The following is a 26236-nucleotide window of genomic DNA, read 5'->3' as shown; positions in this document are numbered from 1 at the left end:
CTTCACAGCAGTTCGGGTTGCGGCTGCTGCGGCGAGCGCGCCGACGCGGTCGCCGGTTCCCAGCGGGCGACGGTGCGCAGATAGCCGTGGATCACCGACCCCATCGCCACCAGGAGCAGCGGGCCGGCCAGCCAGGGGTACTCGGCCATCCGCACCGGCAGGAAGCGGTACGACACCAGCAGCGCGACGAAGACCACCGTGCCGTAGGCCGTCAGCCGCAGCCCGGACCGGTCCCAGCCGCGGTCGAACGAGCGCACTCCCGCCTCGATGGTGAGCGTGAACACCACTCCGGCGACGAGGTCCACCCCGTAGTGGTAGCCGAAGCCCAGCGTGGCGCAGAGGGTGGCGATGAGCCAGAAGGTGCCCGCGTACCGCAGGAGGCGGGGGCCCTTGCGGGAGTGGATGAAGATCGCGGTGGCCCATGCGGTGTGCAGGCTGGGCATGCAGTTGCGCGGGGTGACGCCGTCGAACGGGATGGCGTGCGGCGCGGATATCGGCGGCGGGGTCTGCGGCCACAGGTTCGCCACCGCCCAGTGCCCGTCGCTCGGTATCTGCGGCGACCACAGGGCGATCGACGCCCAGTGGTCGGTGCCGGTGCCGTAGGCGAAGACCGGGCCGACCACCGGGAAGATCATGTAGATGCCCGGTCCGAGCAGGCCGATCAGCAGGAAGGTGCGCACCAGGTGGTGGCGGGGGAAGCGGCGCTCCGCCGCCACGTGGCGCAGTTGGTACAGCGCGACGACCACCGCGGCCACCGCGAGCTGGCCGTAGATGGTGTCGAGGAAGTTGAAGCCGACCGCTCCGGTGGCCGTGACCAGCCGTCCCATCAGCCACGAGGGATTGCCCAGGGCGTGGTCGGCGTTCGCCAGGTACGGGTCGAGGACCAGGTGCCGGGACTTCGAGGTGATGAGGAGCCAAGTGTCGCCGGTCTTGCGGCCGGCCACCAGCAGCAGGCCCAGCCCGACGCCCTTCAGCAGCAGGACGCGTTCCGGGCCGGTGCGGCGGGTGAGGGCGACGACCGCGCAGCCCACGATCACCCACAGCGCGCCGTTGCCGAAGGGGTGGCCGTGGGTCACCTCGATGTCGCAGGCCCACCGGACCACCGCGAAGACGAGGTCGATGCCGAGCGCGGCGCCGAGCGCGACGAAACGCTGCCGCCAGGTCAGCACCACCATCGTCAGGGCCAGTCCCGCGTACAGCAGGGGACCGGACTTGGGCGGGCCGACGAACTCCCGCGCCTGGGTGCCGAGCGGTCCCGGCAGACCGTAGTGGTGCGCGAGGCACTCCATCGCGACGAAGAACCCGAGGGCCACGACGGCCGCCACGGCCCAGAGTCTCGCCCGCGAACCGATCCGCGGTGGCATTTGTATCAATTCCAGCCAGTTTCACTAGATGCTCGTCAGAGAACCGCCCGCCCGACTGAGAAAGAGGGAACGATCGCGGTCCGGGTTCCTGTGTCCCCCCTGAGAAGCCCGGCTCACCGAAGATGCAGGGTATGACATCGCGGCGCTAATCGAACACCGCGTCACCGATCGCCGAGGGGCCGCGGGCCGGCGCCGTACCGGGTGGCCACACGTGTGGCGGATCACTATGGGCGCCGGGGTGTGTCTCGGCGGCCTTGAACCGGGTCCGAAAATCTGGTCCCGTGACACCACATTTTCGTGTGCGTCGACCTCAGGGCCGGAGCGTCGACATCCCTACTGCGCCGCGCCGTCCGGGCCCGCGCGCTCGTCGACCGGGGCGGGCCGCGGAGGCGGCCCACCGCACGGAACGAGGGGGCGCACCCGTCGGCCGGACGAATAACTGTCATCGCCGCGACAGAATCGCGCGCGGGGCACGAAGAGGTTTTCGGGCCGGTCGCCGCCAGAATGCGCGGCGCCGTAGAGCCGCCCACCTACCGTGTGTTACCGTGATAAAAGTTGCAGTTTTGGTTTCCGGAGAATTCTGAAGTTCTCCGGCGTCTTTCCGGGTCTTCCGGAGGGGAGTCCATCGCGGCGACTCGGGTCCGTACAGTGCGGGTCCCGGCACTGCCCCCTAGGGAGATTCAATATGGCATCTGGCACCGTGAAGTGGTTCAACGCGGAAAAGGGCTTCGGCTTCATCGAGCAGGACGGCGGCGGCGCTGACGTGTTCGCGCACTACTCGAACATCGCCACCTCCGGCTTCCGCGAGCTTCAGGAAGGCCAGAAGGTTACCTTCGACGTCACGCAGGGCCAGAAGGGCCCGCAGGCCGAGAACATCGTTCCCGCCTGACGCTGACGCGTATCTTCACGGCTGGGGCCCGCACTCTTGGGGTGCGGGCCCTGTCCCATTGCCCCGAAGAACCCGACAGGTCCACGGACCTGCCGGCACCCAAGCATCTGACAGTCCCGAAGAATCTGATTTTCTTCGTTTCTCCCCGGCTCTTTCTTGCGAATTCTCGTGCGGTTTCGCCGCGCCCCGGAGGAATTCCTCGACACGTGCCGCACGCATCGAGGAAGGGTTCCCTCCCATGAACCGCACCCGCCGTACCGGGACCAACGGGAACAGCACGTCCCGCCACCGCTCCCGCGGCGCGAGCCACCAGCGCTCCCGCCCGGCCGCCGCCCCGCGCGGCGAGTTCACCCTCCCCACCACCGTCACCGAGGCCCTGCCCGCGGTGGAGGCGTTCACCGACCTCGACCTGCCCGAGCGACTTCAGGCCGCGCTCCTCGCCGAGGGTGTGACCACGCCCTTCCCCATCCAGGCGGCGACCCTGCCGAACTCGCTGGCCGGCCGTGACGTCCTCGGCCGCGGCCGCACCGGCTCGGGCAAGACCCTCGCCTTCGGCCTGCCGCTGCTGGCCCGCCTGGACGGACAGCGCGCCGAGCCCCGGCACCCGCTCGCCCTGGTCCTGGTGCCGACCCGCGAGCTGGCCCAGCAGGTCACCGACGCGCTGACCCCCTACGCGCGGGCGCTGCGTCTGCGCGCGGCCACCGTCGTCGGCGGCATGTCGATCGGCCGGCAGGCGTCCGCGCTGCGGGCCGGCGCCGAGGTCCTGGTGGCCACCCCCGGCCGGCTCAAGGACCTCATCGAGCGCGGCGACTGCAGCCTGAGCCAGGTCACCATGACCGTGCTCGACGAGGCCGACCAGATGACCGACATGGGCTTCATGCCCCAGGTCACCGCCCTGCTCGACCAGGTGCGCCCCGACGGCCAGCGGATGCTGTTCTCGGCGACACTGGACCGCAACATCGACCGGCTGGTGCGGAACTACCTGCACGACCCCGTCGTCCACTCGGTCGACCCCTCCGCGGGCACCGTCACCACGATGGACCACCACCTCCTGCACGTCCGGGACGACGACAAGCACGCCACCGCCACCGAGATCGCCGCCCGCGACGGCCGCGTGATCATGTTCCTGGACACCAAGCACGCGGCCGAGCGCCTCGCCAAGCACCTGCTGTCGGTCGGTGTGCGGGCCTCGGCGCTGCACGGCGGCAAGTCGCAGCCGCAGCGCACCCGCACCCTCGGCCAGTTCAAGGACGGCCAGGTGACCGTCCTGGTCGCGACCAACGTCGCGGCCCGCGGCATCCACGTGGACGACGTCGACCTCGTCGTCAACTTCGACCCGCCCGCGGACCACAAGGACTACCTGCACCGCGGCGGCCGTACCGCACGCGCCGGCGAGTCCGGCACCGTCGTCACGCTGGTCCTGCCGCACCAGCGGCGCTCGGTGGACCGTCTGATGACCGACGCCGGCGTCACCGCGCGGATCACCCGGGTCCGCCCGGGCGAGGCCGAGCTGAACCGCATCACCGGCGCCCGCACCCCCTCCGGTGTGCCCGTCGTCCTCCCCGCTCCCGCGCCCGCCGAGGCACCGAAGCGCTCCGGGTCCGCGGGACGCAACCGCAGCGCCCGCTCCGCGCGGGGCCGCCGCCGCTCCACCCCCACCAGCCGATAGCCGTACGACCGACTGACGGGCCCGGCGGCCGCGCCGCCGGCGTCCCCGTCGAGAAGGAGACGAACAGGGCCGCTCCCTGGCCGTTCTCACCGTCACGTCCCGACCGCTCCCCGTGGAGGCACCATGCGCATCGTCATCGCACGTTTTCCCTTCGACCTGACCATGAGCGAGGTCGAGAGGTCGATGGGCGGCGTCCAGCCCGAACCCGCCACCGGCCTGTGCGTGACCGTCGGCCCCCACGTCTACCCGGTCAAGCAGGTCGGCCAGGTGATCACCCGCCAGGACCGCCGTGACTTCACCGCCGGCGAGGTGGGCCGGGCCCTGACCCGGCTCGGCTTCACCTGCCACGAGGTCCAGCCGCCCCGCCAGGAGGCCTTCAACGACCCGGCCGCGTCCCTCCCCTGGGCCGACACCCCGCTGGGCTGACGCCGTGTCCCTCCTGTCTGTGTCTGTCATCGCTTGTCATCGCTTGAGCGGGAAGCTGCGCGGCGCGACGCTGGGAGCATGGACAGCAGGGGCGGCACACCCGGAGGCACCGTGGAGGGACGCGTACCCGAGGACCTCGCGGTCGTCGTCGACGCCGCCGGGACGATCACGGCGTGGAGCGCCGGGGCGCACCGGCTCCTCGGATACGAGGCCGAGGAGATCGTGGGACGCCCGGCGGCCGGACTGCTCGCCGCCGACCTGCCGGGGTCCGCGCGCCGCCACGTCGCCCAGGGCCGGAGCTGGGCCACCGAGGTCGCGCTGCGGCACCGGGCCGGCGACCGGGTCGTCGTACGGCTGAAGGCGACTCCGCTCGCGGACGGCGACGGCGCCCGGCCGTGGCTGGTGACCGCCGCCGCCCCCGAGTACATGGCCGGGCCCGTCGAACCGGACGCGGAGGCCCTGTGGGACCTCACGCTCGCGCAGTTGCCCGTGCCGGTGGCGGTCTACGACACCGACGCCCGGCTGGTGTCCGCCAACGAGGTCATGACCCGGGTGATGGGCCGCAGCGTGGCCGAGATGCGCGGGCTGACCCTGTCGGAGATCGAGCCCAACCCGCCCTTCGACCTGTACGACCGCCTCCAGCGGCAGGTGCTGCGCACCGGTGAGCCGATCTTCCACGAGAACTACGGACAGGCCCCCGGCGAGGTCCGGGGCCACGCCTGGTCGATGTTCCTGTCCCCGCTGAAGGACGGGAGCGGGGCGGTGCGGGGCATGTCCGCGGCCGTCTTCGACACCACCGAGCAGTACTGGGCCCGCCGCCGCCTCGCCGTCCTCAACGACGCGAGCCTCCGCATCGGCAGCACCCTCGACGTGACCCGGACCGCCGAGGAACTGGCGGAGGTGGCCGTGACCGGCTTCGCGGACTTCGTCACCGTGGACCTGCTGGAGTCGGTCGCCCTCGGCGAGGAACCGGAACCCGTGCCGCCGGACCGGTCGGTCACGGTACGCCGTACGGCCCAGCGGTCCGTCCTCGACGGCTGCCCGGAGTCGGTGGTGCCGACCGGCGAGAGGACGTTCTACCCGGTGGGCACGCCCCCGATGCTGGCCCTGATCGCCGGTCGCGGCACCCGGCCGGAGTCCTGGGAGCCGGGGATGCGGGAGTGGGTCGACTCCTCCCGGGCCCGTGCCGAGTCCGTGGCCAAGTACCTGATCCACTCGGTGATGATGGTGCCGCTGCGCGCCCGCGGGGTCACCCTGGGCCTGGTGCACTTCCTGCGGCACCGTACGGCCGAGCCCTTCAGCGACGACGACCTGCTGCTCGCGGAGGAGATCGTGGCGAGGGCCGCGGTGAGCGTGGACAACGCCCGCCGCTACACCCACGAGCGCCGTACCGCGCTCACCCTCCAGCGCAGTCTGCTGCCCGAGCGGCCGCCGCACCTCGCGGCCATGGACGTCGCGTACCGGTATCTCCCGGCGGGCTCCGGCGCGGACGTGGGCGGTGACTGGTTCGACGTCATCCCGCTGTCCGGCGCCCGGGTCGCCCTGGTCGTGGGCGACGTGGTGGGCCACGGCATCCACGCCTCGGCGACGATGGGCCGCCTGCGCACGGCCGTACGCACCCTCGCGGACGTGGACCTCGCCCCCGACGAACTCCTCACCCAGCTCGACGACCTGGTCGTCCGGCTCGACCGGGAGGAGGGCCCGGACACCCGCGACCGGGCCGCGGAGGCTTCCACACCCGGCGAGGTGGGGGCCACCTGCCTCTACGCCGTCTACGACCCGGTCTCGCGCCGCTGCACGATGGCCCGCGCCGGCCACCCGCCACCGGCCGTGGTCACCCCCGGCGGCGAGGTCCGCTTCCTGAACCTCCCGACCGGCCCGCCCCTCGGCCTCGGCGGCCTGCCCTTCGAGTCCGTCGAGGTGGAGCTGGCGGAGGGCAGCCTGCTCGCGCTCTACACCGACGGTCTCGTCGAGGCCGCCGACCGCGACATCGAGGTCGGCCTGAACCTGCTGCGCGGGGCCCTCGCCGACACGTCGGGGCCGCTGGAGGAGACCTGCGACCAGGTCCTGCGGACGGTCCTCCCGGCCCGCCCCGCCGACGACATCGTCCTGATGCTGGCCCGCACCTCGGCGCTGGACGCGGCGCAGGTCCGCACCTGGAACCTCCAGCGGGATCCGGCGGCGGTGGCACGGGCGCGGAAGGCGGCGAGCGAACAGGTCACGGCGTGGGGCCTCGGGGAGGCGTCCTTCGCGACGGAACTCGTCGTCAGCGAGCTCGTCACCAACGCCGTCCGCTACGGCGACGACCCCGTCGTCCTGCGGCTGATCCGGGACTCGGCGCTGATCTGCGAGGTCTCCGACGGCAGCAGTACGGCTCCGCACCTGCGCCGGGCGCGGGTGTTCGACGAGGGCGGGCGGGGGCTGCTGCTGGTCGCGCAGATGGCGGAACGGTGGGGGAGCCGGCAGACGGCCACGGGGAAGACGATCTGGGCGGAGCTGGGGTTACCGGAGGAGTAGAGGGCCGGCGACGGGGTCGCCCCGTCGCGGGGTGCCCGGGCTCCGGATCGCCCGGGTCTTGGGTTGCGGGTCTTGGGTTGCCCGGGTTGTCCGGTCAGCGCGGGACGGCAAACGGAACGGTGAATTCACTCCCTTGTGCGACGATGCGCCCGTGAACGCACCCTCCAGTCCTTCCACCGGCCGGCCCCCGACCGAGCCGGCCCCCAAGTCCTCTGGTTTCGCGGCGGAGTTCAAGGACGCCGTGACGTTCCGCGCCTTCGGCCTGGTCCTCGGCGGCCTGCTGGTCCAACTGGCCTTCGTCGTCTCGTACGTCGGCGCCTTCCACTCCCCCACGCCCCACCGCATCCCCGTGGCGGTGCTGGCTCCCCCACAGGCCTCCGCGAAGATCGTGGCGCAGCTCAACGGGCTGGACGGCGAACCGGTGACGGCGACGGCGGCGTCCAGTACGGCCGTCGCCCGCGAGTGGGTGATGACGCGCCGCACGGACGCGGCCTTCCTCTTCAACCCCAGGGGCACCGAGGACACGCTGCTCGTCGCCTCGGCGGGCGGGCCGTCGGTGTCCCAGACGGCCACGCAGATCGCCCAGAGGATCGAGGCGTCGGAGAAGCGCCGGATCACGGTGACCGACATCCGCTCCCCCAACCCCGGGGACGGCCGCGGCATGACGTCTTTCTACCTGGTCCTGGGCTGGGTGATCGGCGGCTACCTGACCGCCACGATCATGGGCATGGCGTCCGGCTCCCGCCCGGCGAACCGCCCCCGCACTCTGATCCGCCTGGCCGCCCTGATCCCGTACGCGGTGGTGTCGGGCGTGGCCGGAGCGGTGATCGTGGGCCCGGTGTTCCACGCCCTGGGCGGCCACTTCTGGGCCCTGAGCGCGATCGGAACCCTGACCGTCCTGGCCTCGGCGACCACGGCACTGGCCCTGCAGACCCTGCTGGGCCTGCTGGGCACGGGACTGGTCGTCCTGCTCTTCGTGGTCCTCGGCAACCCCAGCTCCGGCGGCGTCTACCCGGCCCCCCTCCTCCCCGCCTTCTGGAGCGCGATCGGCCAGGCCCTGCCGCCCGGCGCCGGCACGACACTGGTCCGCAACACGGTCTACTTCTCGGGCCACGCGACGGGCCCGGCCCTGTGGGTACTGGTGGCGTACGCGGTGGGGGGAGCGGTGCTGGCCTGGGCCGCGTCCTGGTGGCGGGAGGGGCGGACGGCCCCCGCGGGGACGGTCGCGGAGGCGGCGGTGACTGCTTGAGGTGAGGCACGGCGTTCCACACGGGGGCCGGGGTCCTGAGGCCCCCGGGCGGGCCGTCCCGCCGGAGAAGCGGGCCCGCCCCGGGACCGTCCTACGTCGCCGGCACCGGCGCCGGACCCCGCGTGCGGGTCACGTGGGCCCTGCGCAGGAACGGCCTCTCGACGGCGTAGTAGGACAGCAGGGCCATCAGGAGGGTCAGGAGCACCGTCGCCGCCAGCCGGCCCTCCTTCACGCCGAGGGAGGCGAGGAGGCGGACGACCGGGTAGTGCCAGAGATAGATGCCGTAGCTCAGGTTGCGGCCCACCCAGGACAGGGGGGCCAGGGCCAGCAGGCGGGAGAGGCGGTCGCCGGGGCCCAGTTCCAGGGCCGTGACCAGGGTGGCGGAGAGGGCGGCCACGGCGAGGAAACCGGTCGTGTACCAAGCCGCCGTCCAGGGGCCGAGGTCCTCGGTGACCGGCACCTGCCAGGCGACCAGGCCCAGCAGGGCGAGGGCCGGCCAGGCCAGGCGGGCGGACCAGGTGCGCAGGGCGGCCAGGCGCGGGTCGTCGGAGCGCAGACGGGCGAGGGCCACGGCGACCAGGGCGCCGGCCAGGAGCTGGTCGGCGCGGGTGTCGGTGCCGTTGTAGATGCGGTGGGCCGCCTCCGGGGTCCACAGGACGCAGCGCCACAGCAGGGGCAGCACGCACAGGGCCGCCGTGCCCAGCAGGACCGCGCGGGCCCGCACGCGCCGCAGGAGGACGAGCAGGACGAGCGGCCACAGGAAGTAGAACTGCTCCTCCACGCCCAGGGACCAGGTGTGCGCGAGCGGGCTGGTGAGGTCGGAGTAGGGGCCGGGCTCCATGGCCCGTACGACATTGGTGAGGAAGAGCGCGGACAGGCCCGCGGCCTGGAGCGAACCGTCGAAGCCCCACAGGGACGTCGTCGACGCGAGCAGGGCGCAGACCGCGCACAGGGCCAGCAGGGCGGGCACGAGCCGCAGCCAGCGGCGGCGGTAGAAGGACAGGAGGGAGATGCCGCCGCGGCGGACGTACTCGGCGATCAGCAGGCGGGTGATGACGAAGCCGCTGATGGTGAAGAAGACGTCCACGGCGACCGCGCCGCCCGGCAGCACGTCGGGCTCCACATGGTGGACGACGACCAGCGCGACCGCGAGGGTGCGCAGCCCGTCCAGGCCGCTCACCCGGCCGGTACGGGCCACCGCGGACGGAAAACCCCGGCTCGCACGGGGTGCGACCGGGGCCGGAGGTCTGCGGACGCCTGCCGCGGTGTCCGCTGTGCCCTGTCCTTCCTGCTCCGATTCCGCCACGGCTGTCGAGTCCGGTGCCTTCGCCATGAAAGAGATCTCTTCTCACCTGCCCGCTGAATCGAGTAATCCCGGTGCGCCTAACCGGAAATCACGCTCGCATGCCTCTCTGGGCGTCAGCTGTGCCACGTCACGGCCCCGCCACAGCACGCCCACAGATTCCGCTCAGACCCACCCGGCACAGTCCCCGTATGCCTGCCACTCGTGGAATCCGCCGGGGCGCGGTGCGCGTGCTCATCGTCGACGACGAGCCCGAGCTCACCGAACTGCTGTCATGGGCCGTCGCCGACGCGGGCTGGCAGCCCTTCCTGGCCGAGGACGGCCACGGCGCGCTCGCCCTCGCCCGTGGCTGCGCCCCGCACGCCGTCGTCCTGGACGGGATGCTGCCGGACCTGGACGGCGTGCACGTGCTGCGCCGGCTGCGCTACGAGAACGCGCGCCTGCCCGTGCTCATGCTGACCGCCCGTGACGCCCTGGAGCACCGCCTCGACGGACTGTCGGCGGGCGCCGACGACTACGTCACCAAGCCCTTCTCCCTGGAGGAGGTCATGCTGCGGCTGCGCGCCCTGCTGCGCCGCGCCGGCGCCGAGCAGGAGGCGGCCGACGAGTCCGTACGGGTACTCGGTGACCTCGTGCTGGCCGAGAGGACCCGGCAGGTGCAGCGGGACGGGACGCCGATCGCGCTCACCGCGAAGGAGTTCGACCTGCTGCACTTCCTGATGCGGCACCCGCGCCAGGTGCTCAGCAAGGCGCAGATCCTGGGCGAGGTGTGGAGCAGTTCGTTCGACAGCGAGGGGAATCTGGTCGAGGTCTACATCTACGGCCTGCGCGCGAAGATCGACAAGGGGCGGGCGCCGATGATCCACACCGTGCGCGGCGCCGGGTACGTCCTCAGGGCGGCGGACGGCGGCCCATGAGGTGCCGGCCGGGCGTCCGGTCCCTGCGGGTGCGGTTGGTGCTGTTCACGACGCTCGTGCTGGGCGCGGTGTGCGTGACGATGGCGCTCACCACGGTCCTCGTGCAACGGGCCCGGCTGCTGGACGAGCTGGACCAGCGGGTGCGGGACGCCGCCGCGCGCAGTCAGGGCGGCGCCCACTACCGGGCGGGCAGCGACACGGATTTGGGCTTCCTCGGTGAGCAGGGGCAGCCCGCCGGGACCGTGGCGGCGCGGGTCGCGGGCGGCCGGGTCACCGTCGCCGAGGTGGTGGCGGGGGGCGGCGCCCGTCAGCGCCTCACGGCGGCGCAGCGCGCGGCCCTGGCCGGGATTCCCGCGGACGGCACCCTGCGCACCCGGACCGTCCCCGGGCTCGGCACCTACCGGGTGACCGTGGTCGGCGGCGACGGGGCCGACGTCCTGGCCGCGCTCCCCATGGCCGCCGTACAGGACACGGTCCACCGCCTGGTGGTGACCGAGACGGTGATCGCCGCGGCCGGGCTCGCCGTCGCGGGCTGCGCGGGCGCGGTGGTCATACGGCGGCAGCTGCGGCCCCTCGGCCGGGTGGCCGCCACCGCCGCCGCGGTCGCGCGGGCGCCGCTGGACCGCGGTGCGGTCACCGGACTCGTCCGGGTCCCGGCCGGGGACACCGACCCCGGCACCGAGGCCGGTCAGGTGGGCGCCGCCCTGAACCACCTGATCGACAGCGTCGAGTCGGCGCTCGCCCAGCGGCAGCGCAGCGAGGACCGCATGCGCCGCTTCCTCGCCGACGCGAGCCACGAACTGCGCACTCCGCTCGCCTCCATCGCCGGGTACGCCGAGCTGATGCACCGGGGTGCGGCCCGTATCGAGCCGGAGCTGGCCTGGCGCCGGGTCTCCGCCCAGTCGGCCCGGATGACCGGGCTCGTCGAGGATCTGCTGCTGCTCGCCCGTCTCGACGAGGGACGGCCGCTGGAGGCGGTGGACGTCGATCTCGCGACGCTGGTCGCGGAGGCGGTGTGGGACGCGCGGGCGGCGGGCGCCGGGCACGACTGGCGGCTCGCCCTGCGCCTGGACGAACCGGCCACGGTGACGGGCGACCCGGCCCGGCTCACCCAGGTCGTGGCGAACCTGCTCGCCAACGCGCGGGCGCACACCCCGGCGGGCACGCGGGTCACGGTGGCGGTGGAGTCCACGCGCGCGTGCCGCGTCGTCCGGGTCCGGGACGACGGCCCCGGTGTCCCTCCAGCCCTTCTCCCGGCCGTCTTCGAACGCTTCACCCGCGCGGACGCGTCCCGTGCCCGTGGCACCGCGGGAGGGGGCACGGGCCTGGGGCTCGCCATCGCGGCGGCGATCACGCGGGCGCACGGGGGGCGGATCGAGGTGGCGAGCGAGCCGGGGTGGACGGAGTTCACGGTGACGTTGCCGGGAGTGGCGGGAGGGGGTGGAGGGGGTGGAGGGGGTTCACCGTGACGTCGCCGCTCGGGTTCTCTCAGGGGATTCACAGAGGTGCAGGTCCGGCGGGCCGTGGGGGCTGCGACGGCCGGGAGAGTTCAGCTCGGACTCAGTTCGGGCACCGAGGGTGGGGCTTCGGGGCCGTCCGAGGGCGGGCGTGCCCATGACGAAGGGAGCCAGCGACGATGACCGAGCTCGACGAGACGGCGGCCGGGCGGACGGATCGAGGGGCGCACGCTAACCGCCGTACCTTCATGCGCAAAGCCTTCTTCGCCGCCGGTGCCACGGCCGTGGCCACGATGGGCGGTGCCGGGGCCTGGGCGGCGCTCGCGGACGACACCACCACGGCCGGCGCCTCCGCGGCCGCCACTCCGAGCGGGGCCCCGAGCGGCGGCCCGGGCGGCGGTGCCGGGGGCCCGGGCAACCAGTCGGTCACCGAGGACTTCTTCGGCCTGACGACCGACGGCAAGCGGATCGACGACCTGTTCACGATCCACTCGACGGGGGTGTCCACGGCCCCGGTCGTCACGGCGGCCACCGCCTTCCTCGCCGGTCTCACGGACACCCAGCGGACGTCGACCCAGTTCACCGTCCACTCCACCGAATGGCGTCTGTGGAGCAACGTCGACTCCTACGACCGCCAGGGCGTCTCCCTGGCCGACCTCACCGACGCCCAGAAGGCGCTCGGCACCGCCCTGCTGAAGGCGGCGCTCAGCGCGGACGGGCTGGAGACGACAGAGCGGATCCGCCGGATCAACCAGGCGGCGGGCGAGGCGATCGGCAACACGAACGCCTTCAACGAGGACGCCTACTACTGGACGGTGATGGGCACACCGTCGGCCGACGAGCCCTGGGGCTTCCAGTTCGACGGACACCACCTGGTGATCAACTACTTCGTGCTGGGCGACCAGGTCGTGATGAGCCCGTGCTTCTGGGGTTCGGAGCCGACCTCGATGGAGATCGACGGCGAGACGGTCACCGTCTGCCACGAGGAGGTCACCGCCTCGCTGGCCTTCGTCAACTCCCTCACCGACGCGCAGCGTTCGGTGGCGGTCTCCTCCGCGACCAAGACGAACGAGTCGATGAAGGCGGGTGCCTTCTCGGACAACGCGGTCCAGCCGTACGAGGGGCTGCGCGCCGATGTGCTGACGGCGGCGCAGCAGAAGAAGCTCCTGGCGATCGTCGAGGCGTTCACCGGCCGGGCGAAGGCGGACGCGGCGAAGGTACGGCTCGCGGAGGTCCGCTCCCACCTGTCGGACACGTACGTCACCTGGGCGGGCGGGACGGCCGACGACTCCGCGTTCTACGTGCGGGTGCACAGCCCCGTGGTGTGGGTCGAGGTCGACTGCCAGGGCCCGGGTCCCCTGGCCGGCGCGTACGGCGCGAGCCAGGGGGACGGCCCGACCCAGAAGCACGTCCACTCGGTGATCCGCACTCCGAACGGCAACGACTACGGAAAGGAGCTCATCAGGCAGCACTATCTGACCTCACCGCACCATCGGTGAGGCGGGGGTCTCCCGTCAGGCGGAGGGTCGTACCCGGGCGGGTGCGGCCCTTTCGTCCGTGCGAGGGGAGCTAGGCCGCTTCCGGCCGGGGGAAGGTCTCGTCCTCGTCGTCCCCGAAGTCCGGGGCCTGGAAGGGGTTCGTGGTGGGGGGCGGCAGGGCCGCGGGGGTGCGCTGGGGCTGCCCTTCGGGGGCGGAGAACAGCGAGGTCAGATCGATGAGAGGGAGTCCTTTCTCCTACAGCTTGGTCATCTTCGAGTACGGACTCAGGATCCGCATCTGCGACGAGCCGAAATCGACGAGCACCGCGATTCCGTCCTCGACGCCGATCACCCGGCCGAGACCGTACATGTCGTGTGTGACCTGGTCGCCCACGGCGAAGTGCTTGGGAGCGGGTGCGACCGGTGCCTTGAAGGGGCTGGTGGGCAAGTGACGCTTCGGTGCAGCAGGCTTTGTCATCCTCCTCAGTATGCGCCCATGGCCGCCCGGCCCGCGCCGTCCGTCCAGGACCGATACGAACACGCAACGGGCCAGGCGTTCCCGAGATCACCGTGGAGGGGTTCGGCACAGGGGTGCGGCCGCCGCCGGCGGGCCTCTGCCGAGCCCCGCTCCTGACCGCCGCCGGGCGGCAACAAGGCCATGGTCCGCCCGCCCGGCCGTCACTTCCCCGGGGTCCTCGTGCAGGGCGACCCCTTGCACGTCCTGCGCGGCGAGGTGGGCGAAATCCTCGGCGTGCGGGCGGGACGACCTGGCCGGGGCCAGCGACACGGCCAGCCTCCTCCTGAGCGGCCTCGACGAGCTCCTGGCCGGCTACGAGGCGGCGCTCACGGCCACGGGCTCCGGCGACCGTACTGAGGGCCGGCGGCCCGCGGGACGGCACCGCGGCGGCCGCTTTCCGCTTCGTCGACCGCCGTCCGGCCCGGGTCGCCGAGCCCGCCTCGGGTGACGGGGTCCCCGCGAGCGGCTGCTGCCCGCCACCGGGCACCACCGCCGCCTCGCTGCGTAACCGCGGCGAGGGGTCGGCCCGTGGCCGGGTCCCTCAGCCGCGTGCGCCGCCCATCTCCGCCATGAATCCGGTGGGGTTGCTGTCGAAGCCCCGGATCAGTTCCGCGTGGTGCCAGGCCCCGGAGGGGTCCCTGGTGAACTCGGCGACGGTGGCGGCCGTGGCGTCCGCGACGCCCGCGAAGTCGTCGGCCAGCAGCTGCCGGTAGCCCTCGACGACGAGCACCCCGGCGTGGGACAGGTCGCCGAAGGTGCGGGGGCCGCCGTCCTGATGGATGGCGACGCCGACCACCACCCGGCCGTAGGCGGACGACAGGCGCTCGAACTCCAGCTCCATCACCTCGACGTAGCCGAGGCCGAGGCCGGTCTCGCTGTGCCGGGTCATGTTGATGGTGCCGTCCGGTGAGCGGCTCTCGGTGTGCACCACGTACTCGGGCCGACCGTACGGGTCGCCCGCCGCGTAGGTCGCGGCGATGATGTCGAGGTGCCGGGCCGGTTCCCCGTAGGGGCTCGGGTCCCACTTGAGCCGCACCTGGACCCTGCCAAGACCCGCACCATCGGCATGCATCAAGCCGCTCCCCGTCGGAGTTCCCCGGGACTTGCCCGCTTGCTGAAGTATGTGCCGTGACCGGCCCGATGATGCCTCGCCGACTGTGGTCTCCTGGTCAGGTCCTGCCCGGGAGGCCGTCAGCCGGCCGCCGCTCCCGTCCTGCGCCAGATCCCGGCCGCCTCCTCGGCGGCTTCGGGCGCGACGAGCAGCAACGGCTGGTTGTGGGCGGGGAGCTCGGGCAGCGCCACCGCTCCCGCCTCCCGTGCGATGAGCAGTGCCGGGAGTCCGTCGACCGCGTGGAAGCCGCCGATCGCCGCCGCGGTCGCCCGGCCGGCCGCGACCTGCGCGAGGGAGAGTGCGGTCGATCCCATCACCCTCACCGTGCAGTGCCGGGCGGCCAGTTCGGCGAGGAGGGCGTCCATGCCGGGCCAATGGGCGTGCGCGGCCCACTCGGTGAGGAACACATGGCCGGTGAGCGTGGTGTGGGCGGCCGCGTGCAGCCGGGTGCCGTTCAGATACGCGCCGCGGCCCCGGACCGCGGTGAACGTCTCGCCCCGCCAGGGGTCCGCCACGACGCCGAGCAGCGGGGTGCCGTCGGCGGCGGCCAGGCCCAGCGAGAAGGAGCACCAGCCGAGCGCGTGGGCGTAGTTGGTGGTGCCGTCGACCGGGTCGACCACCCAGTGCGGGGCGCCCGGGGCGCCCTCCGTCGTGCCGTACTCCTCGCCGACGATCCCGTGGTCGGGGAAGGCCCGCCCGAGCACCTCACGGGTGTGGGTCTCCACCGCCTCGTCGGTGGCGGTCACGATGTCCGCGGGCCCGTCCTTCTCCCGCACCGCGGCACCCGGGTCGCGGGGGCGCCGAATCGTCTCCGACGCCCAGGCCGCGAGTTCCGTCGCGACCTCCAGTGCCCGGTCGAGATCCACGTCAGCCATGCCGGCCAGCCTACGGCCCGGGGCTCGGCGGCCGGCGACCTTCCGGTGAACCCCGGATGACCCCCGCCCACCGCGGCCGCCCTCAGCCCGTCCGGTCGCCGCTCACCCAAGGCTGCAACGGCAGTGCCGTGCGCACCTCGAAGCCGCCCGGCATCGGGAAGGCGGCCACGGCGGGGGATCTCCCCATCCGGTGCCGAACAGTCCGTCCAGGCCGCCGGGACTGCCGCCGGACAGCGGGAACCGGGGCGGGTGTTTTTCTGTGTGTTCTCAGTGAGACAACCGATTCTCTGAGGCTTGACCAGCCCAAGGGGGAACAACAGCAGTGAAGTTCAGACGACTCAGACTCACCGGAGCCGCGGTGAGCGCGCTCGCCGTGGCCTGGACCGCGTCGCCGGTGTCGGCGGCAGCGCAGGACACCCCGACCGTGCCGGCCCCGACCGTCCCGACCCTGACCTGGTCGGACTGCCAGGGCGGCTTCGAGTGCGCGAACGCCCAAGTGCCCCTGGACTACCGGGATCCGCAGGGCAGGACCCTCACCCTCGCCGTCATACGCAAGCCGGCGGCCGACCCCTCCCGGCGCAAGGGAACGCTGTTCCTTCAGCCCGGCGGCCCCGGCAACTCCGGCGTGGACTTCGTGCGCAACAACTACGCCGACCTGCCATCCGAACTCCGCGACGACTTCGACGTGTTCGGCTACGACGTGCGCGGCGTCGGCCGCAGCTCCCAGGTCGTGTGCTGGGACGACCCGACCTACACCGCGGCCGTCACCGCCGCCAAGGGAGTCCCCGGCCCCGACGCCTACGAGCCGGCCGTCCGGCAGGCCGCCGACTTCGACCGGGCCTGCCAGGACAACGCGGGCGACCTGCTGCCGTACGTCGGCACCCAGTACGTGGCCCGGGACATCGACCTGCTGCGCCAGGCCCTGGGCGAGAAGCAACTGACCTACTACGGGCGCTCGTTCGGCTCCTACATCGGTACGGTCTACGCCGCGATGTTCCCCAAGCGGGTCCGCGCGCTCGCGCTGGACGGGGCGTACGACCCGGAGCACTACACGAACAGGCCCTACGCCTACGACCGGCCGCAGTACCTGGCCCTGGACGGCGCGATGAGCCGCTTCCTGGACTGGTGCGAGGCCGACCAGGCGACCTGCGGCTTCGGCGACGGCGACCCGCGGGGGGCGTTCGAGAAGCTGAAGGCCGACCTGGACGCCAACCCGGTGCCCACCGCCAACGGCGGTCGGGCGAACGGCTACACGCTGGTCTACCGGCTGATGTTCAACATCAACGAGGGCAAGGTCATCTGGCCGTCCTTCGGCGAGGCCCTGCGCAAGGCGCAGCAGCGCGACAACACCTCGTTCCTGCTGCGGCCGCCGTCCCCGGCCAGCTTCGACTTCCTCAACCCGAACGTCGTGGTCGAGTGCGTCGACAAGAAGTACCCGTCCGACCCGGCCCTGTTGAAGCGCCAGGTCACCACCAACGCCAGGCTGGCCCCGCTGCTGGGTCCGGCCATGGCGTACGGCCCGCCGACCTACGACCACCAGCACGCCACCGCGTGCGCGCAGTGGAAGGGCGAGCACACCAGCCGCTACGAGGGGAACTTCCACGCGAAGGGCTCCGCGCCGATCCTCGTCGTCGGCAACACCGGTGACCCGGACACCCCGTACCAGGACGCGGTGGCCCTGTCCCGTGAGCTCGACAACGGCCGTCTGCTGACCTTCGAGGCCGAGGGGCACACCGCCTTCAACCGCAGTGTGTGCGCGACGGACGCGATCACGGACTACCTGGTGGACCTGAAGGTCCCGGCCCGCGGCACGACCTGCGCGGACGAGACCCAGCCGCCCACGTCCGAGCCCACGGTGGCACCGCCCGGCACGACGCTCACGGAACTGAGCAACGGTGTGAACGAGCGGGTCGACCGCATCGGTTCGCTGCGCTGACCGCACAAGGGCCCGGGTCTCTCGGGGGAGGCCCGGGCCCCGCCCTCAGGGGCGCGGGGAACTGCGCGACCAGCGACAACGACCCCGTACCAGGCACCCGTCACCTTGCACCCGGCACCGACGGTCGATTCACCCCGTCGCCGCCCCCGCCCGGGCCGCCTCCACGAACGCCGTGATCAGGGCCGGGTCCTTCACCCCCCGGCTCGCCTCCACGCCGCTCGACACGTCGACACCCCAGGGCCGGGTGACGTCCACCGCCTCGCCCACGTTCTCCGGCGTGAGCCCTCCCGCGAGCAGCCACTTCTCGCCCGCGCCCGCGACCTGTTTGCGCGACCAGTCCCACGCGATCCCGGAGCCCGGCACCGGCGCGTCGAGGAGCAGCATGTCCTCACCCAGCTCCCCGCAGCGCGGCACGGAGTCGCCGAAGGCGGCCGCGCGGATCAACGTCCAGCCCCCACCGGCGAGTTCGGCGTAGTAGTCGCGGTCCTCGGGGCCGTGGAGCTGGACCGCCCGGATGCCCGACTCGGCGGCCGCGGAGCGCACGTGGTCGAGGGGTTCGCGGCGGAAGACCCCCACCGTGAGGACGCTCTCGGGGACCCTGGCGGCCAGCCGTGCCGCGGTGGCGGGGTCGATGCGGCGCGGGCTGTCGGAGAAGACGAACCCGATGGCGTCGGCACCGGCCTCGACGGCCGTGTCCACGTCCTGCTCGGTCCTCAGGCCGCAGATCTTCACGAAGAGCGTCATGCCGCCCACCGTATCCAATTCGTATGTGTGAACAAGAATCACATACACAACCTTTGACGCGCCCATGGCAAGCGCTTACCTTCCGAACGGTACGTGCCCCCGTCGCCGCACACCAGGGAGACGAACGATGCACCTGAGACCAGTCCTCGCATCCGTCGGCCTCGTCGCCGGCACGTTCGTCGCACTGTCCGGCACCACCGCCCAGGCCGCCACCCTCCGCTACGAAGCGGAGACCAGCCCTGCCATCTGCACCGGAGCCATAGAGAGCGAGTACGCCGGCTACTCCGGCAGCGGATTCTGCAACGGCACCAACGCCACCGGCGCCTACGCCCAGTTCACCGTGTCCGCGTCCGCAGCACAGACCGCGACCCTGAACGTCCGCTTCGCCAACGGCACCACCACCGCCCGCCCCGCGGACATCATCGTGAACGGCTCGACGGTCTCCTCGGCGTCCTTCGCGTCCACCGGCACCTGGACCGCCTGGACCACCAAGACGCTCACCGTCCCGCTGGCCGCGGGCAGCAACACGATCCGGCTGAACCCCACCAGTGCCAACGGGCTGCCCAACGTCGACCACCTGGACGCCGAGACGTCCGGCACGACCACCCCGCCGTCGAGCAGCGCCCTGTACGTGTCACCGAGCGGCACCGACAGCGCGGCCGGCACGGTGACCGCGCCCACCACGCTCACCTCGGCGATCAGCCGCATCTCCGCCGGCGGCACGATCTACCTGCGCGGAGGGACGTACGCCTACTCCTCGACGGTGACCGTCCCGGCCGGCAGCGACGGCACCGCCGCCGCCCGCACCACGATCTCCGCCTACCCGGGCGAGACCCCGGTGCTCAACTTCGCCGCGCAGAGCGAGAGTTCCACCAACCGCGGGATCCAGCTCAACGCGAACTACTGGAAGATCCAGGGCCTGGTCGTCGAGCACGCCGGGGACAACGGCATCTACATCGGCGGCAGCAACAACGTCGTCGAGCGCACGGTGACCCGCTTCAACCGGGACACCGGCCTCCAGCTCGGCCGGATGGCCTCCTCCACGCCGGCCGCCCAGTGGCCCGCGAACAACCTGATCCTCAGCTCCGAGTCGCACGACAACGCCGACAGCGACGGCGAGGACGCCGACGGCTTCGCCGCGAAGCTCACCACCGGCACCGGGAACGTGTTCCGGTACACCGTCTCGCACCACAACATCGACGACGGCTGGGACCTCTACACCAAGACCGACACCGGAGCGATCGGCCCGGTGACCGTCGAGTACTCCCTGTCCTACGACAACGGCACCCTCAGCGACGGCTCCCAGGCCGGCAACGGCGACCGCAACGGCTACAAGCTCGGCGGCGACGACATCGCGGTCGACCACGTGGTGCGCCACAGCATCGCCTACGCCAACGGCAAGCACGGTTTCACGTGGAACAGCAACCCGGGCACCATGGCGGTGTCGAACAACGTGTCCGTCGACAACACCGAACGCAACTTCAACTTCGACGGCGGCACCTCGGTGTTCCGCTCCAACACCTCCTGCCGCTTCAGCAGCGGGACGAACGACCGGATCATCGGCGACGCCGACAGCTCGAACCAGTTCTGGTCCGGCACCAACGGATCGCGCTGCTCCTCCTACTCCGGCGCGCTCGGCTGGTCGTTCGCCTCGAACGGCTCCCTGGTGGTCACCTTCGGCGGCAAGCAGGTCACGCTGTAGACCACGGGACCCCGGGCTGCCCGCCCGGGGTCCGCTCAGGTCACTGCTTGGGCGCGGCCTGCTGCACGACCTCGAAGCTCCACAGCGTCGAACCGGTGGCGGCGGGCTTGGGACGGCCCTGCTCGCCGCCGGCCCCGTGCGAGGCCTGCGACATCCCGGACATCCACTTCTGGAAGTCCTCCTCGCTGCGCCAGCGCGTGTAGACGAGGTAGGTGTCGGTGCCCTCGACGGGCCGCAGCAGCTCGAACCACTCGAAGCCGTCCGAGTTCTCCACGCTGCCCGCCCGGGAGGCGAACCGCTTCTCCAGCGTCTCGCGCTGTTCCTCGGGGACCGTGAGTACGTTGATCTTGACGATGCTCATGGCGGCCATTGTCCGCCAAGGGGCATCAACGGGACGTCAGCGGGACGCGGCCCGGGCGGGCACCTCACCCTTCCTGTCGACGACGGCGGTCTCCATCACGGCGCTGGTGCCGGCGAGGGTCTCGGTCGTGATGCCCCGGTCCGGGTCGGTGATGTAGAAGCGGGAACCGAGCAGGGCGAGGCTCTCCTTGTCGAAGATCCACTCGTGGCGGGTCGCGAAGCCGGTGTCGTCGAGGGTGATGGCGATGCCGTGCCGGCCGGCCGCGTCGACGGCGTCCGGGATCTCCCGCACCCCGGGCAGCCGGGCGGCCGCCCGGTAGAAGGCGGCGGCGTTGGCGGGCGGCATGACGGTGCCGCTGATCAGGTCGCCGATCAGGGAGAACACCGCCTGGTCCCGCGACTCGCCCTCGACCGGCCTGGCCTCCTCGCGGAGCCGGCGCAAAAGGGCGTCGGGGTCGGTGGGCAGGGAGGCCAGCCACCGGTAGGTGGGGTGGAAGACGCCCGCCGGGACCGCGTCCGCGGACTCGACCGGGATGAGCTGACCGGGCATGACCGCGTCCTTGCCGCTGGAGCGGAGCCAGCCGGTGACCTTGAGGGGACCGGGGTCCTGGGCGGTCCAGCTCTCCTCGGTGTGCAGGGCGCCCAGCCGCACCGGGCCGCCGAAGCTGCCCGTGTTGGAGCGGTCCAGCGCCCTGACGTACACGAACTGGTCGTCCCGCACCCGGATCGTGTCGCTCGCCATGACGGCCGTGGCGATCCGGTTCAGGGTGCCGGAGGCGCTGCCGGCCGGGGCCTGCGGCGGCTGCCCGCCCAGGGTCAGCGTGGTGAGCAGGGCTCCCGCGAGGGCCGCGGAGACCAGGGGGACCAGCACGGCCGGCCGGGCGAGCCGGCGCCGTACGGAAGGCTTCGCGGCTCGGTTCTCGTCGTCGTCGATGCGCTGCATCAGTACGTCCTTGAAGTGACGGTGACGCTCCGGCGGGAGGTCCCACTCCGCTGTGGCCAGGAGTTCCTCGGCCTCGTTCATGGGGTCTCCTCCTTCAGGAACAGGGCCGCGAGCGCGGCCTCGCTCTCCATCTCTCCGTGGGACGGCGGCGGTTCCGCCTGCGCGCTGAGCCGGGCCAGCCGGGCCCGGGCCCGGGACAGCCGGGAGCGCACGGTGCCGACGGGCACGCCCAGGGCCTCGGCGGCCTGCCGGTAGTCGAGCCCGGCCGCCACGCACAGCGCGAGGACCTCACGGTCCTGGCGCTTGAGCCGGCCCAGCGCCTGCTGGACGAGGGCCAGGCGGCGGGCGTCGTCGATCCTGCCCGCCGCCTCCTCGGCGAAGTCCTCGACCGGGCGCGGCTGCGGACTGCGGGCCAGGAAGGCGAGCCGCCTGCGCAGCCCGCGGTTGGCGTTGTACGCCTTGTGCGTGGCGATCCCCAGCAGCCAGGGCTTGAGCGAGCCGCCCTCCGCCTCCACGGTCTCCCGGGTCCGCCAGGCGGCCAGAAAGGTCTCGGACATGGCCTCCTCGGCGTCCGCCCAGTTCCCGGTGAGCCGCAGGGCGTGGTTGTGGACGGCCCGCGCGTACAGGTCGTACAACTCCCCGAAGGCCGCCCGGTCGCCGTCCCGGATCCGTGCGCGTGACGGTTCCACCGCCTCTGTTTCCCTCACACCCGTGACGCTCCGCTCCTCCGCACCGGGTTCCTGTGCGCTGGATCACATGACGTGTCCCGCGGAGCACCTACGCTGCGGTCCCATGGAACAGCGCGAGGTCATGCAGAACGTCGTCGGCATCCTCACCGAGGCCCTGGAGATGCGGCGGCAGGTCCGCGAGCACCCCGACCAGCAGGTCTCCCTGACCGGGGCCATCTCCGCGCTGCTCGTGGAGACCCTCCCACGGATCCAGCTCCCCGCGGACGCCAGTGGCCACGCGGCGGCCGACGCCGTGGTGGAGGAACTGGGGCCCGCCATCGCGAGCATCGCCCACTGCTTCGCGTTCGCCTTCGTCCAGCTGGCCGAGGCGCACGACGAGGGCCGCACCGACACCGCCGCGGAGGTTTTGCGGCGCATCTCCCTCCAGTTCGCGGGCGGCGCGCAGCAGTAGCCGCGAGCCGCGTCACGATTTTCCGCGGCGGGACGACATCCGATCCGGGGCGGGCGACGAACAGCACCAGGGGAGGCACCGCGACGGGTTCCCGGGGCGACGAGGGAGGCCCCGGGAACCCGTCAGCGTTCCGGTGACCGCACACCGCCCCGCTACGACAGCCGCCGCGCGTCCTCCAGGTAGTGCAGTACGGCCGCCACGCGCCGGTCGACCTGGTCCGTCGGCGACAGATCGAGCTTCGCGAAGATGCTGCGGATGTGCTTGTGGACGGCCCCGTCGGTCACGAACAGCCGCTCCGCGATGGCGCTGTTGCCGAGCCCCTCGGCCATCAGCGCGAGGACGTCCTTCTCGCGCGGGCTGAGCCGCTCCAGCCGTACGTCCTTGCGGGACCGCGTGAACAACTGGGCGACCACCTCGGGGTCGATGGCGGTGCCGCCGGACGCCACCCGGCGCAGCGCGTCGAGGAACTCCTCGACCCGGCCGACCCGTTCCTTGAGCAGATAGCCCAGTCCGCCGACCCCGCCGGTCAGCAGCTCGGTCGCGAAGCTCTGCTCGACGTAGGCGGACAGCACCAGGACGGCGAGGTCGGGCCTGCGCCGCCGGGCCTCGACGGCCGCGCGTACCCCCTCGTCGGTGTGCGTGGGCGGCATCCGTACGTCGAGGATGGCCACGTCGGGCTTGTGCGTGTCGATGGCGTCCAGCGCCCCCTCGGCGGAGTCGGCCGTGCCGACCACGTCCAGCCCCTCGGCACGCAGCAGCAGCGCCAGGCCCTCCCGCAGCAGCGGGTCGTCCTCGGCGATCACGATCCGCACGGCAGGTCCACCTCCAGGGTCGTGGGGCCGCCCGGCGGGCTCGTCAGGCGGAAGGTGCCGTCGTGGGCGGCGACACGGCGGCGGATGCCGGAGAGGCCGGAGCCGGTGTGCTCGTCGGCCCCGCCCCGGCCGTCGTCCGTGACCCGCAGCAGGAGCGTGGGGCCGGGGGCGCGGACGGTGACCGCGGCCCGGGACGCCCCGCTGTGCTTGGCGATGTTGGTGAGCGCCTCGGCGACCACGAAGTACGCGGTCGCCTCGACGGAGGCGGCGCACCGCCGCTCCACCTCCACGTCGACCGCGCACGGCACCGCGCTCTCCGCCGCGAGCCCGGTGAGCGCGCCCGCGAGGCCGCGGTCCGCGAGCACCGGCGGCAGGATGCTGCGGGAGACGGTCCGCAGCTCGGCCAGCGCCTGCTCGGCCGCGGACTGGGCCCGCTCCAGCAGTTCGTCGGCGCCGGCCGGGTCGCGGGCGACCATCCGGCGGGCGGCCCCGAGCAGCACGGTCACCGTGACGATCCGGTTCTGGGTGCCGTCGTGCAACGACCGCTCGATGCGCCGCAGTTCGGTGGCGTGGGCGTCCAGGGCGGCGGCCCGGGTCGCGGTCAGCTCGGCGACGCGCAGCGAGAGATCGGCGTCGGGACCGGCCGACAGGAGCCGGCGCCCCGGGTTCGCCTGGAGCTTCGCCATGCCGGGTGTGAGCCCCAGGATGATGGCGATCCAGCCCACGCCGAGCAGGCACACCGCGAGGGCGTCCGGCCAGGAGTGCGCGACGCCGATCCCGATGGACGTGGCGGTCGCGTCCTTCGGGGCGAGCCGCCAGTACAGCGGGAACAGGGTGTCCCGCAGGGCGAGCACCGGCAGGACGAACCCGAGCAGGCCCAGCGGCAGGCCCACCGCCAGGTGCCGGACCAGCCACAGCAGTTCGCGCCGGGTCGCGGGGTCGCCGAGGGCGTCCCGCAGGCGCGTCGGCGGCGGTGCGGGGGCGCTGACCTCGGGGCCCCAGCGGGCGAGCCGGACGCGTTCCATGCCGGCCAGGGCGTGCAGCACGCGCACCCCGCCGGGCGCCAGCACCAGCCACAGCAGCACGAACGGGGCGAGGACGGCCGTACCGAGGCCGGAGACCAACTGGCCGAGTGCGGCGGCCGCGGTCGTCGCGGTGCCCACGACGAGACCCCTGACGTCGGCGGTGGCCATGGGTGCCTCCTTCGGTCCGGAGGACACCGACCCTAGGCGGAGGGCCGGTCCGCCGACAGGCCGGGAGGCGGAAAGTACAGCCTGCTGTACCCCGGAACGGGCCGAGGGCTGGATCGTCCGGACGTGGCCGGGGCCCATAGCGTCGTCCTCACCGAAGAGATCCCGACCGTCCTTGGAGTACCCCGTGAAGCTTCTGCTCTGGCCCCTGCTCGTCCTCAGCGTCCTCGGCAACGCGGTGGCGTCCTTCACCTCGGCCGACACCGCCGTCCACCTGGCCTTCGGCACGGTCACCGCGCTGACGGCCACCGCTCTCGTCGTACGCCGGGTGCGCACCGGCCCCTGAGGAACCTCACCCGAGGCCGATCGCCGCGCAGTCCGCGGCGTACGCGGCCGTGCAGATCTGCTTCACCGTGTACACGTCGTCCTTGATCACCGTCTGCTCGATGTTGTCCCTGGTCAGGGCGACCACCGGCACCAGCAGCGACGGGATGTCCCGCTGGGTGGGGCTGTCGACCTTGTCGCGGATCAGCGCGTCGAACTGGAGGTCACGGCCCTGGACCTTGTACACGGCGATCTGCGCCGCGTTGGTCGCCTCCAGCAGGAACGACTTGTACACGGTCATGTACTGCTCGCCCGACACCACCCGCTGCACGGCGGCGAGGCTCGCGTCCTGCCCGGTCACCGGCGGGATCTTGGTGGCTCCCGCCTCCTTGAGCGCGTCGATGACCGCGCCCGCCATGTCGTCGTTGGCCGAGTACACGGCGGCGATGTCCTTCAGCCCGATCGAGGTGATCGCCGCCTTCATGTTGGCCTCGGCGACCGACGGCAGCCACTCCCGGGTGTCGTACTGCTTCGCGATGACGACCTTGCCGTCGAGCTCGTCCAGCGCGCCCCTCTTGAACAGCGCGGTGTTGGGGTCGGCGGGCGAGCCGTTCATCATCACGATCTTGCTGGTCTCGGCCTTGTCGCCGAGCGCCTCCACGACGGCCCGGCCCTGCACCTCGCCGACGAGCTCGTTGTCGTGCGAGACGTAGGCGTCGATCGGGCCCTGGGCGAGCCGGTCGTAGGCGATCACGGGTATGCCCGCGTCCTTCGCCTTCCGGACGTCCGGCCCGATCGCCCTGGCGTCGACCGCGTCCACCACGATCACGTCGACCCTGTCGGCGATCATCTGCCGGAACTGCCGGCTCTGCCGCTTCGCGCTCGCCCCGGCGTTGGCGTAGCTGACCTTGCCCTTGCCATGGGTGAGGGCCGCCACCTCCTTCTTGATCAGGGGGTGGTCGAAGCGGTCGAAGCGGCTGGTGTCCCGGTCGGGCAGCAGCAGACCCAGCGTGATGTCGTCGCCCTTCTCGGGGCTCACCGAGGTGTTGCTGTCGCCCACTCCGCAGGAGGTGAGCAGGAGGGCCGACACGCAGACGGCCATGACGGAGGGGACGGTACGCATGGCGATCCTGTGGGTGGGGGGCTGTCACGTAGGCGCAACAGTAAGTGCCCTCAATCCCGATCAAACGCCCTGCCGCTTTCCTTCAAGGGATCACCACTCGGCGCACGCAACCGGCCCTCGACGTACACAAGTTGTACGCCGGTCAGGGCGCGCACGCCACACGTGGGGCAGATTTCCGGTGGGGCGAGGA

25 protein-coding genes are annotated in these 26236 nt (G+C 72.4%); 13 read left to right on the top strand and 12 right to left on the bottom strand.

Annotated features, from left to right (window positions below):
- Positions 1-2: 2 nt before the first annotated feature.
- Positions 3-1325, bottom strand: coding sequence for a phosphatase PAP2 family protein (locus tag ACIQJT_RS17505; protein WP_402644313.1), 1323 nt, complete (start codon positions 1323-1325; stop codon positions 3-5).
- Between the two features lie 724 nt (positions 1326-2049).
- Here ACIQJT_RS17505 and ACIQJT_RS17500 point away from each other — a divergent pair.
- From ACIQJT_RS17500 to ACIQJT_RS17480, 5 genes are all read left to right on the top strand, one after another.
- On the top strand, positions 2050-2253 hold the full coding sequence (locus ACIQJT_RS17500) for a cold-shock protein (RefSeq protein ID WP_007383480.1): 204 nt from the start codon (positions 2050-2052) through the stop codon (positions 2251-2253).
- A gap of 238 nt (positions 2254-2491) precedes the next feature.
- The gene (locus ACIQJT_RS17495) at positions 2492-3922 is read left to right on the top strand and encodes a DEAD/DEAH box helicase (protein WP_365453423.1); all 1431 of its coding nucleotides are present in this window, start codon (positions 2492-2494) and stop codon (positions 3920-3922) included.
- Between the two features lie 123 nt (positions 3923-4045).
- Positions 4046-4348, top strand: a complete 303-nt coding sequence (locus ACIQJT_RS17490) for an SCO5918 family protein (RefSeq protein WP_402644309.1) — start codon at positions 4046-4048, stop codon at positions 4346-4348.
- Between the two features lie 78 nt (positions 4349-4426).
- Positions 4427-6865, top strand: a complete 2439-nt coding sequence (locus ACIQJT_RS17485; protein WP_402644306.1) for a SpoIIE family protein phosphatase — start codon at positions 4427-4429, stop codon at positions 6863-6865.
- 151 nt (positions 6866-7016) lie between these two features.
- Positions 7017-8114, top strand: a complete 1098-nt coding sequence (locus tag ACIQJT_RS17480) for a DUF3533 domain-containing protein (RefSeq protein ID WP_402644303.1) — start codon at positions 7017-7019, stop codon at positions 8112-8114.
- Between the two features lie 91 nt (positions 8115-8205).
- Here ACIQJT_RS17480 and ACIQJT_RS17475 read toward each other — a convergent pair whose 3' ends face one another.
- Positions 8206-9447 carry an acyltransferase gene (locus tag ACIQJT_RS17475; RefSeq protein WP_365453411.1) on the bottom strand — a complete coding sequence of 414 codons (1242 nt, stop codon included), beginning with the start codon at positions 9445-9447 and terminating at the stop codon, positions 8206-8208.
- A gap of 161 nt (positions 9448-9608) precedes the next feature.
- On the opposite strand from ACIQJT_RS17475, the gene ACIQJT_RS17470 reads away from it, so the two are divergent.
- From ACIQJT_RS17470 to ACIQJT_RS17460, 3 genes are all read left to right on the top strand, one after another.
- Positions 9609-10334: a response regulator transcription factor gene (locus ACIQJT_RS17470; RefSeq protein ID WP_365453408.1), complete on the top strand. Its 726-nt coding sequence runs from the start codon at positions 9609-9611 to the stop codon at positions 10332-10334.
- Positions 10331-11803: a sensor histidine kinase gene (locus ACIQJT_RS17465; protein WP_402644299.1), complete on the top strand. Its 1473-nt coding sequence runs from the start codon at positions 10331-10333 to the stop codon at positions 11801-11803. The genes ACIQJT_RS17470 and ACIQJT_RS17465 overlap by 4 nt, the downstream gene beginning before the upstream one ends.
- A gap of 167 nt (positions 11804-11970) precedes the next feature.
- On the top strand, positions 11971-13290 hold the full coding sequence (locus tag ACIQJT_RS17460) for a DUF3500 domain-containing protein (RefSeq protein ID WP_402644296.1): 1320 nt from the start codon (positions 11971-11973) through the stop codon (positions 13288-13290).
- 235 nt (positions 13291-13525) lie between these two features.
- Here the strand turns inward: ACIQJT_RS17460 and ACIQJT_RS17455 are convergent, their stop codons facing one another.
- Positions 13526-13747, bottom strand: a complete 222-nt coding sequence (locus ACIQJT_RS17455; RefSeq protein ID WP_037706913.1) for a hypothetical protein — start codon at positions 13745-13747, stop codon at positions 13526-13528.
- 180 nt (positions 13748-13927) lie between these two features.
- Here ACIQJT_RS17455 and ACIQJT_RS17450 point away from each other — a divergent pair, with 180 nt between their 5' ends.
- Positions 13928-14143, top strand: a complete 216-nt coding sequence (locus tag ACIQJT_RS17450) for a DUF6959 family protein (protein ID WP_402644293.1) — start codon at positions 13928-13930, stop codon at positions 14141-14143.
- A 184-nt stretch (positions 14144-14327) separates the two neighbouring features.
- Here the strand turns inward: ACIQJT_RS17450 and ACIQJT_RS17445 are convergent, their stop codons facing one another.
- Both ACIQJT_RS17445 and ACIQJT_RS17440 read right to left on the bottom strand, forming a co-directional pair.
- On the bottom strand, positions 14328-14858 hold the full coding sequence (locus ACIQJT_RS17445) for a TerD family protein (protein ID WP_402644292.1): 531 nt from the start codon (positions 14856-14858) through the stop codon (positions 14328-14330).
- Between the two features lie 119 nt (positions 14859-14977).
- Positions 14978-15781: an inositol monophosphatase family protein gene (locus tag ACIQJT_RS17440; RefSeq protein WP_402644781.1), complete on the bottom strand. Its 804-nt coding sequence runs from the start codon at positions 15779-15781 to the stop codon at positions 14978-14980.
- Between the two features lie 313 nt (positions 15782-16094).
- On the opposite strand from ACIQJT_RS17440, the gene ACIQJT_RS17435 reads away from it, so the two are divergent.
- Positions 16095-17708 (top strand): alpha/beta hydrolase, encoded by a 1614-nt coding sequence (locus tag ACIQJT_RS17435; protein WP_402644290.1) that lies wholly within the window; start codon positions 16095-16097, stop codon positions 17706-17708.
- Positions 17709-17837: 129 nt separating this feature from the next.
- On the opposite strand, the gene ACIQJT_RS17430 is transcribed toward ACIQJT_RS17435, so the two are convergent.
- Positions 17838-18452: a phosphoribosylanthranilate isomerase gene (locus tag ACIQJT_RS17430; RefSeq protein WP_365453387.1), complete on the bottom strand. Its 615-nt coding sequence runs from the start codon at positions 18450-18452 to the stop codon at positions 17838-17840.
- A 127-nt stretch (positions 18453-18579) separates the two neighbouring features.
- Between ACIQJT_RS17430 and ACIQJT_RS17425 the strand changes: the two genes are divergently transcribed.
- A complete protein-coding gene (locus ACIQJT_RS17425; protein ID WP_402644287.1) occupies positions 18580-20154 on the top strand; it encodes a carbohydrate-binding protein in 1575 nt (524 codons plus the stop codon).
- A gap of 40 nt (positions 20155-20194) precedes the next feature.
- Here the strand turns inward: ACIQJT_RS17425 and ACIQJT_RS17420 are convergent, their stop codons facing one another.
- Genes ACIQJT_RS17420 through ACIQJT_RS17410 form a run of 3 tightly spaced genes read right to left on the bottom strand, consistent with a single transcriptional unit; the run spans position 20195 to position 22164 of the window.
- The gene (locus tag ACIQJT_RS17420; RefSeq protein WP_402644285.1) at positions 20195-20515 is read right to left on the bottom strand and encodes an antibiotic biosynthesis monooxygenase family protein; all 321 of its coding nucleotides are present in this window, start codon (positions 20513-20515) and stop codon (positions 20195-20197) included.
- A gap of 36 nt (positions 20516-20551) precedes the next feature.
- Positions 20552-21538, bottom strand: coding sequence for a CU044_5270 family protein (locus tag ACIQJT_RS17415; protein WP_402644282.1), 987 nt, complete (start codon positions 21536-21538; stop codon positions 20552-20554).
- Positions 21535-22164, bottom strand: coding sequence for an RNA polymerase sigma factor (locus tag ACIQJT_RS17410; protein WP_402644280.1), 630 nt, complete (start codon positions 22162-22164; stop codon positions 21535-21537). Before ACIQJT_RS17410 ends, ACIQJT_RS17415 begins: the two co-directional genes overlap by 4 nt.
- A gap of 85 nt (positions 22165-22249) precedes the next feature.
- Here ACIQJT_RS17410 and ACIQJT_RS17405 point away from each other — a divergent pair, with 85 nt between their 5' ends.
- Positions 22250-22597 carry a hypothetical protein gene (locus tag ACIQJT_RS17405; protein WP_365453373.1) on the top strand — a complete coding sequence of 116 codons (348 nt, stop codon included), beginning with the start codon at positions 22250-22252 and terminating at the stop codon, positions 22595-22597.
- A gap of 152 nt (positions 22598-22749) precedes the next feature.
- Here the strand turns inward: ACIQJT_RS17405 and ACIQJT_RS17400 are convergent, their stop codons facing one another.
- Both ACIQJT_RS17400 and ACIQJT_RS17395 read right to left on the bottom strand, forming a co-directional pair.
- The gene (locus ACIQJT_RS17400; protein ID WP_053851547.1) at positions 22750-23409 is read right to left on the bottom strand and encodes a response regulator transcription factor; all 660 of its coding nucleotides are present in this window, start codon (positions 23407-23409) and stop codon (positions 22750-22752) included.
- A complete protein-coding gene (locus tag ACIQJT_RS17395) occupies positions 23397-24602 on the bottom strand; it encodes a sensor histidine kinase (protein WP_402644276.1) in 1206 nt (401 codons plus the stop codon). The genes ACIQJT_RS17400 and ACIQJT_RS17395 overlap by 13 nt, the downstream gene beginning before the upstream one ends.
- A gap of 184 nt (positions 24603-24786) precedes the next feature.
- Between ACIQJT_RS17395 and ACIQJT_RS17390 the strand changes: the two genes are divergently transcribed.
- Positions 24787-24945, top strand: coding sequence for a hypothetical protein (locus ACIQJT_RS17390; RefSeq protein ID WP_179200255.1), 159 nt, complete (start codon positions 24787-24789; stop codon positions 24943-24945).
- A 6-nt stretch (positions 24946-24951) separates the two neighbouring features.
- Here ACIQJT_RS17390 and ACIQJT_RS17385 read toward each other — a convergent pair whose 3' ends face one another.
- On the bottom strand, positions 24952-26046 hold the full coding sequence (locus ACIQJT_RS17385; protein WP_402644275.1) for a sugar ABC transporter substrate-binding protein: 1095 nt from the start codon (positions 26044-26046) through the stop codon (positions 24952-24954).
- Positions 26047-26236: the final 190 nt, after the last annotated feature.

Source organism: Streptomyces sp. NPDC091972, assembly GCF_044756385.1.
GTDB lineage: Bacteria > Actinomycetota > Actinomycetes > Streptomycetales > Streptomycetaceae > Streptomyces.
Note: the sequence above shows the minus strand (reverse complement) of the source record. Positions and strands in the feature narration are given on the sequence as shown.

Bases quoted from the DNA above. Each gene is read 5' to 3' on its own strand.
- ACIQJT_RS17500 (WP_007383480.1), top strand. From the start codon at position 2,050: ATGGCATCTGGCACCGTGAAGTGGTTCAACGCGGAAAAGGGCTTCGGC.
- ACIQJT_RS17495 (WP_365453423.1), top strand. From the start codon at position 2,492: ATGAACCGCACCCGCCGTACCGGGACCAACGGGAACAGCACGTCCCGC.
- ACIQJT_RS17490 (WP_402644309.1), top strand. From the start codon at position 4,046: ATGCGCATCGTCATCGCACGTTTTCCCTTCGACCTGACCATGAGCGAG.
- ACIQJT_RS17485 (WP_402644306.1), top strand. From the start codon at position 4,427: ATGGACAGCAGGGGCGGCACACCCGGAGGCACCGTGGAGGGACGCGTA.
- ACIQJT_RS17475 (WP_365453411.1), bottom strand. From the start codon at position 9,447: ATGGCGAAGGCACCGGACTCGACAGCCGTGGCGGAATCGGAGCAGGAA.
- ACIQJT_RS17470 (WP_365453408.1), top strand. From the start codon at position 9,609: ATGCCTGCCACTCGTGGAATCCGCCGGGGCGCGGTGCGCGTGCTCATC.
- ACIQJT_RS17465 (WP_402644299.1), top strand. From the start codon at position 10,331: ATGAGGTGCCGGCCGGGCGTCCGGTCCCTGCGGGTGCGGTTGGTGCTG.
- ACIQJT_RS17460 (WP_402644296.1), top strand. From the start codon at position 11,971: ATGACCGAGCTCGACGAGACGGCGGCCGGGCGGACGGATCGAGGGGCG.
- ACIQJT_RS17455 (WP_037706913.1), bottom strand. From the start codon at position 13,747: ATGACAAAGCCTGCTGCACCGAAGCGTCACTTGCCCACCAGCCCCTTC.
- ACIQJT_RS17450 (WP_402644293.1), top strand. From the start codon at position 13,928: ATGGTCCGCCCGCCCGGCCGTCACTTCCCCGGGGTCCTCGTGCAGGGC.
- ACIQJT_RS17445 (WP_402644292.1), bottom strand. From the start codon at position 14,858: ATGCATGCCGATGGTGCGGGTCTTGGCAGGGTCCAGGTGCGGCTCAAG.
- ACIQJT_RS17430 (WP_365453387.1), bottom strand. From the start codon at position 18,452: ATGACGCTCTTCGTGAAGATCTGCGGCCTGAGGACCGAGCAGGACGTG.
- ACIQJT_RS17425 (WP_402644287.1), top strand. From the start codon at position 18,580: ATGCACCTGAGACCAGTCCTCGCATCCGTCGGCCTCGTCGCCGGCACG.
- ACIQJT_RS17420 (WP_402644285.1), bottom strand. From the start codon at position 20,515: ATGAGCATCGTCAAGATCAACGTACTCACGGTCCCCGAGGAACAGCGC.
- ACIQJT_RS17415 (WP_402644282.1), bottom strand. From the start codon at position 21,538: ATGAACGAGGCCGAGGAACTCCTGGCCACAGCGGAGTGGGACCTCCCG.
- ACIQJT_RS17405 (WP_365453373.1), top strand. From the start codon at position 22,250: ATGGAACAGCGCGAGGTCATGCAGAACGTCGTCGGCATCCTCACCGAG.
- ACIQJT_RS17395 (WP_402644276.1), bottom strand. From the start codon at position 24,602: ATGGCCACCGCCGACGTCAGGGGTCTCGTCGTGGGCACCGCGACGACC.
- ACIQJT_RS17385 (WP_402644275.1), bottom strand. From the start codon at position 26,046: ATGCGTACCGTCCCCTCCGTCATGGCCGTCTGCGTGTCGGCCCTCCTG.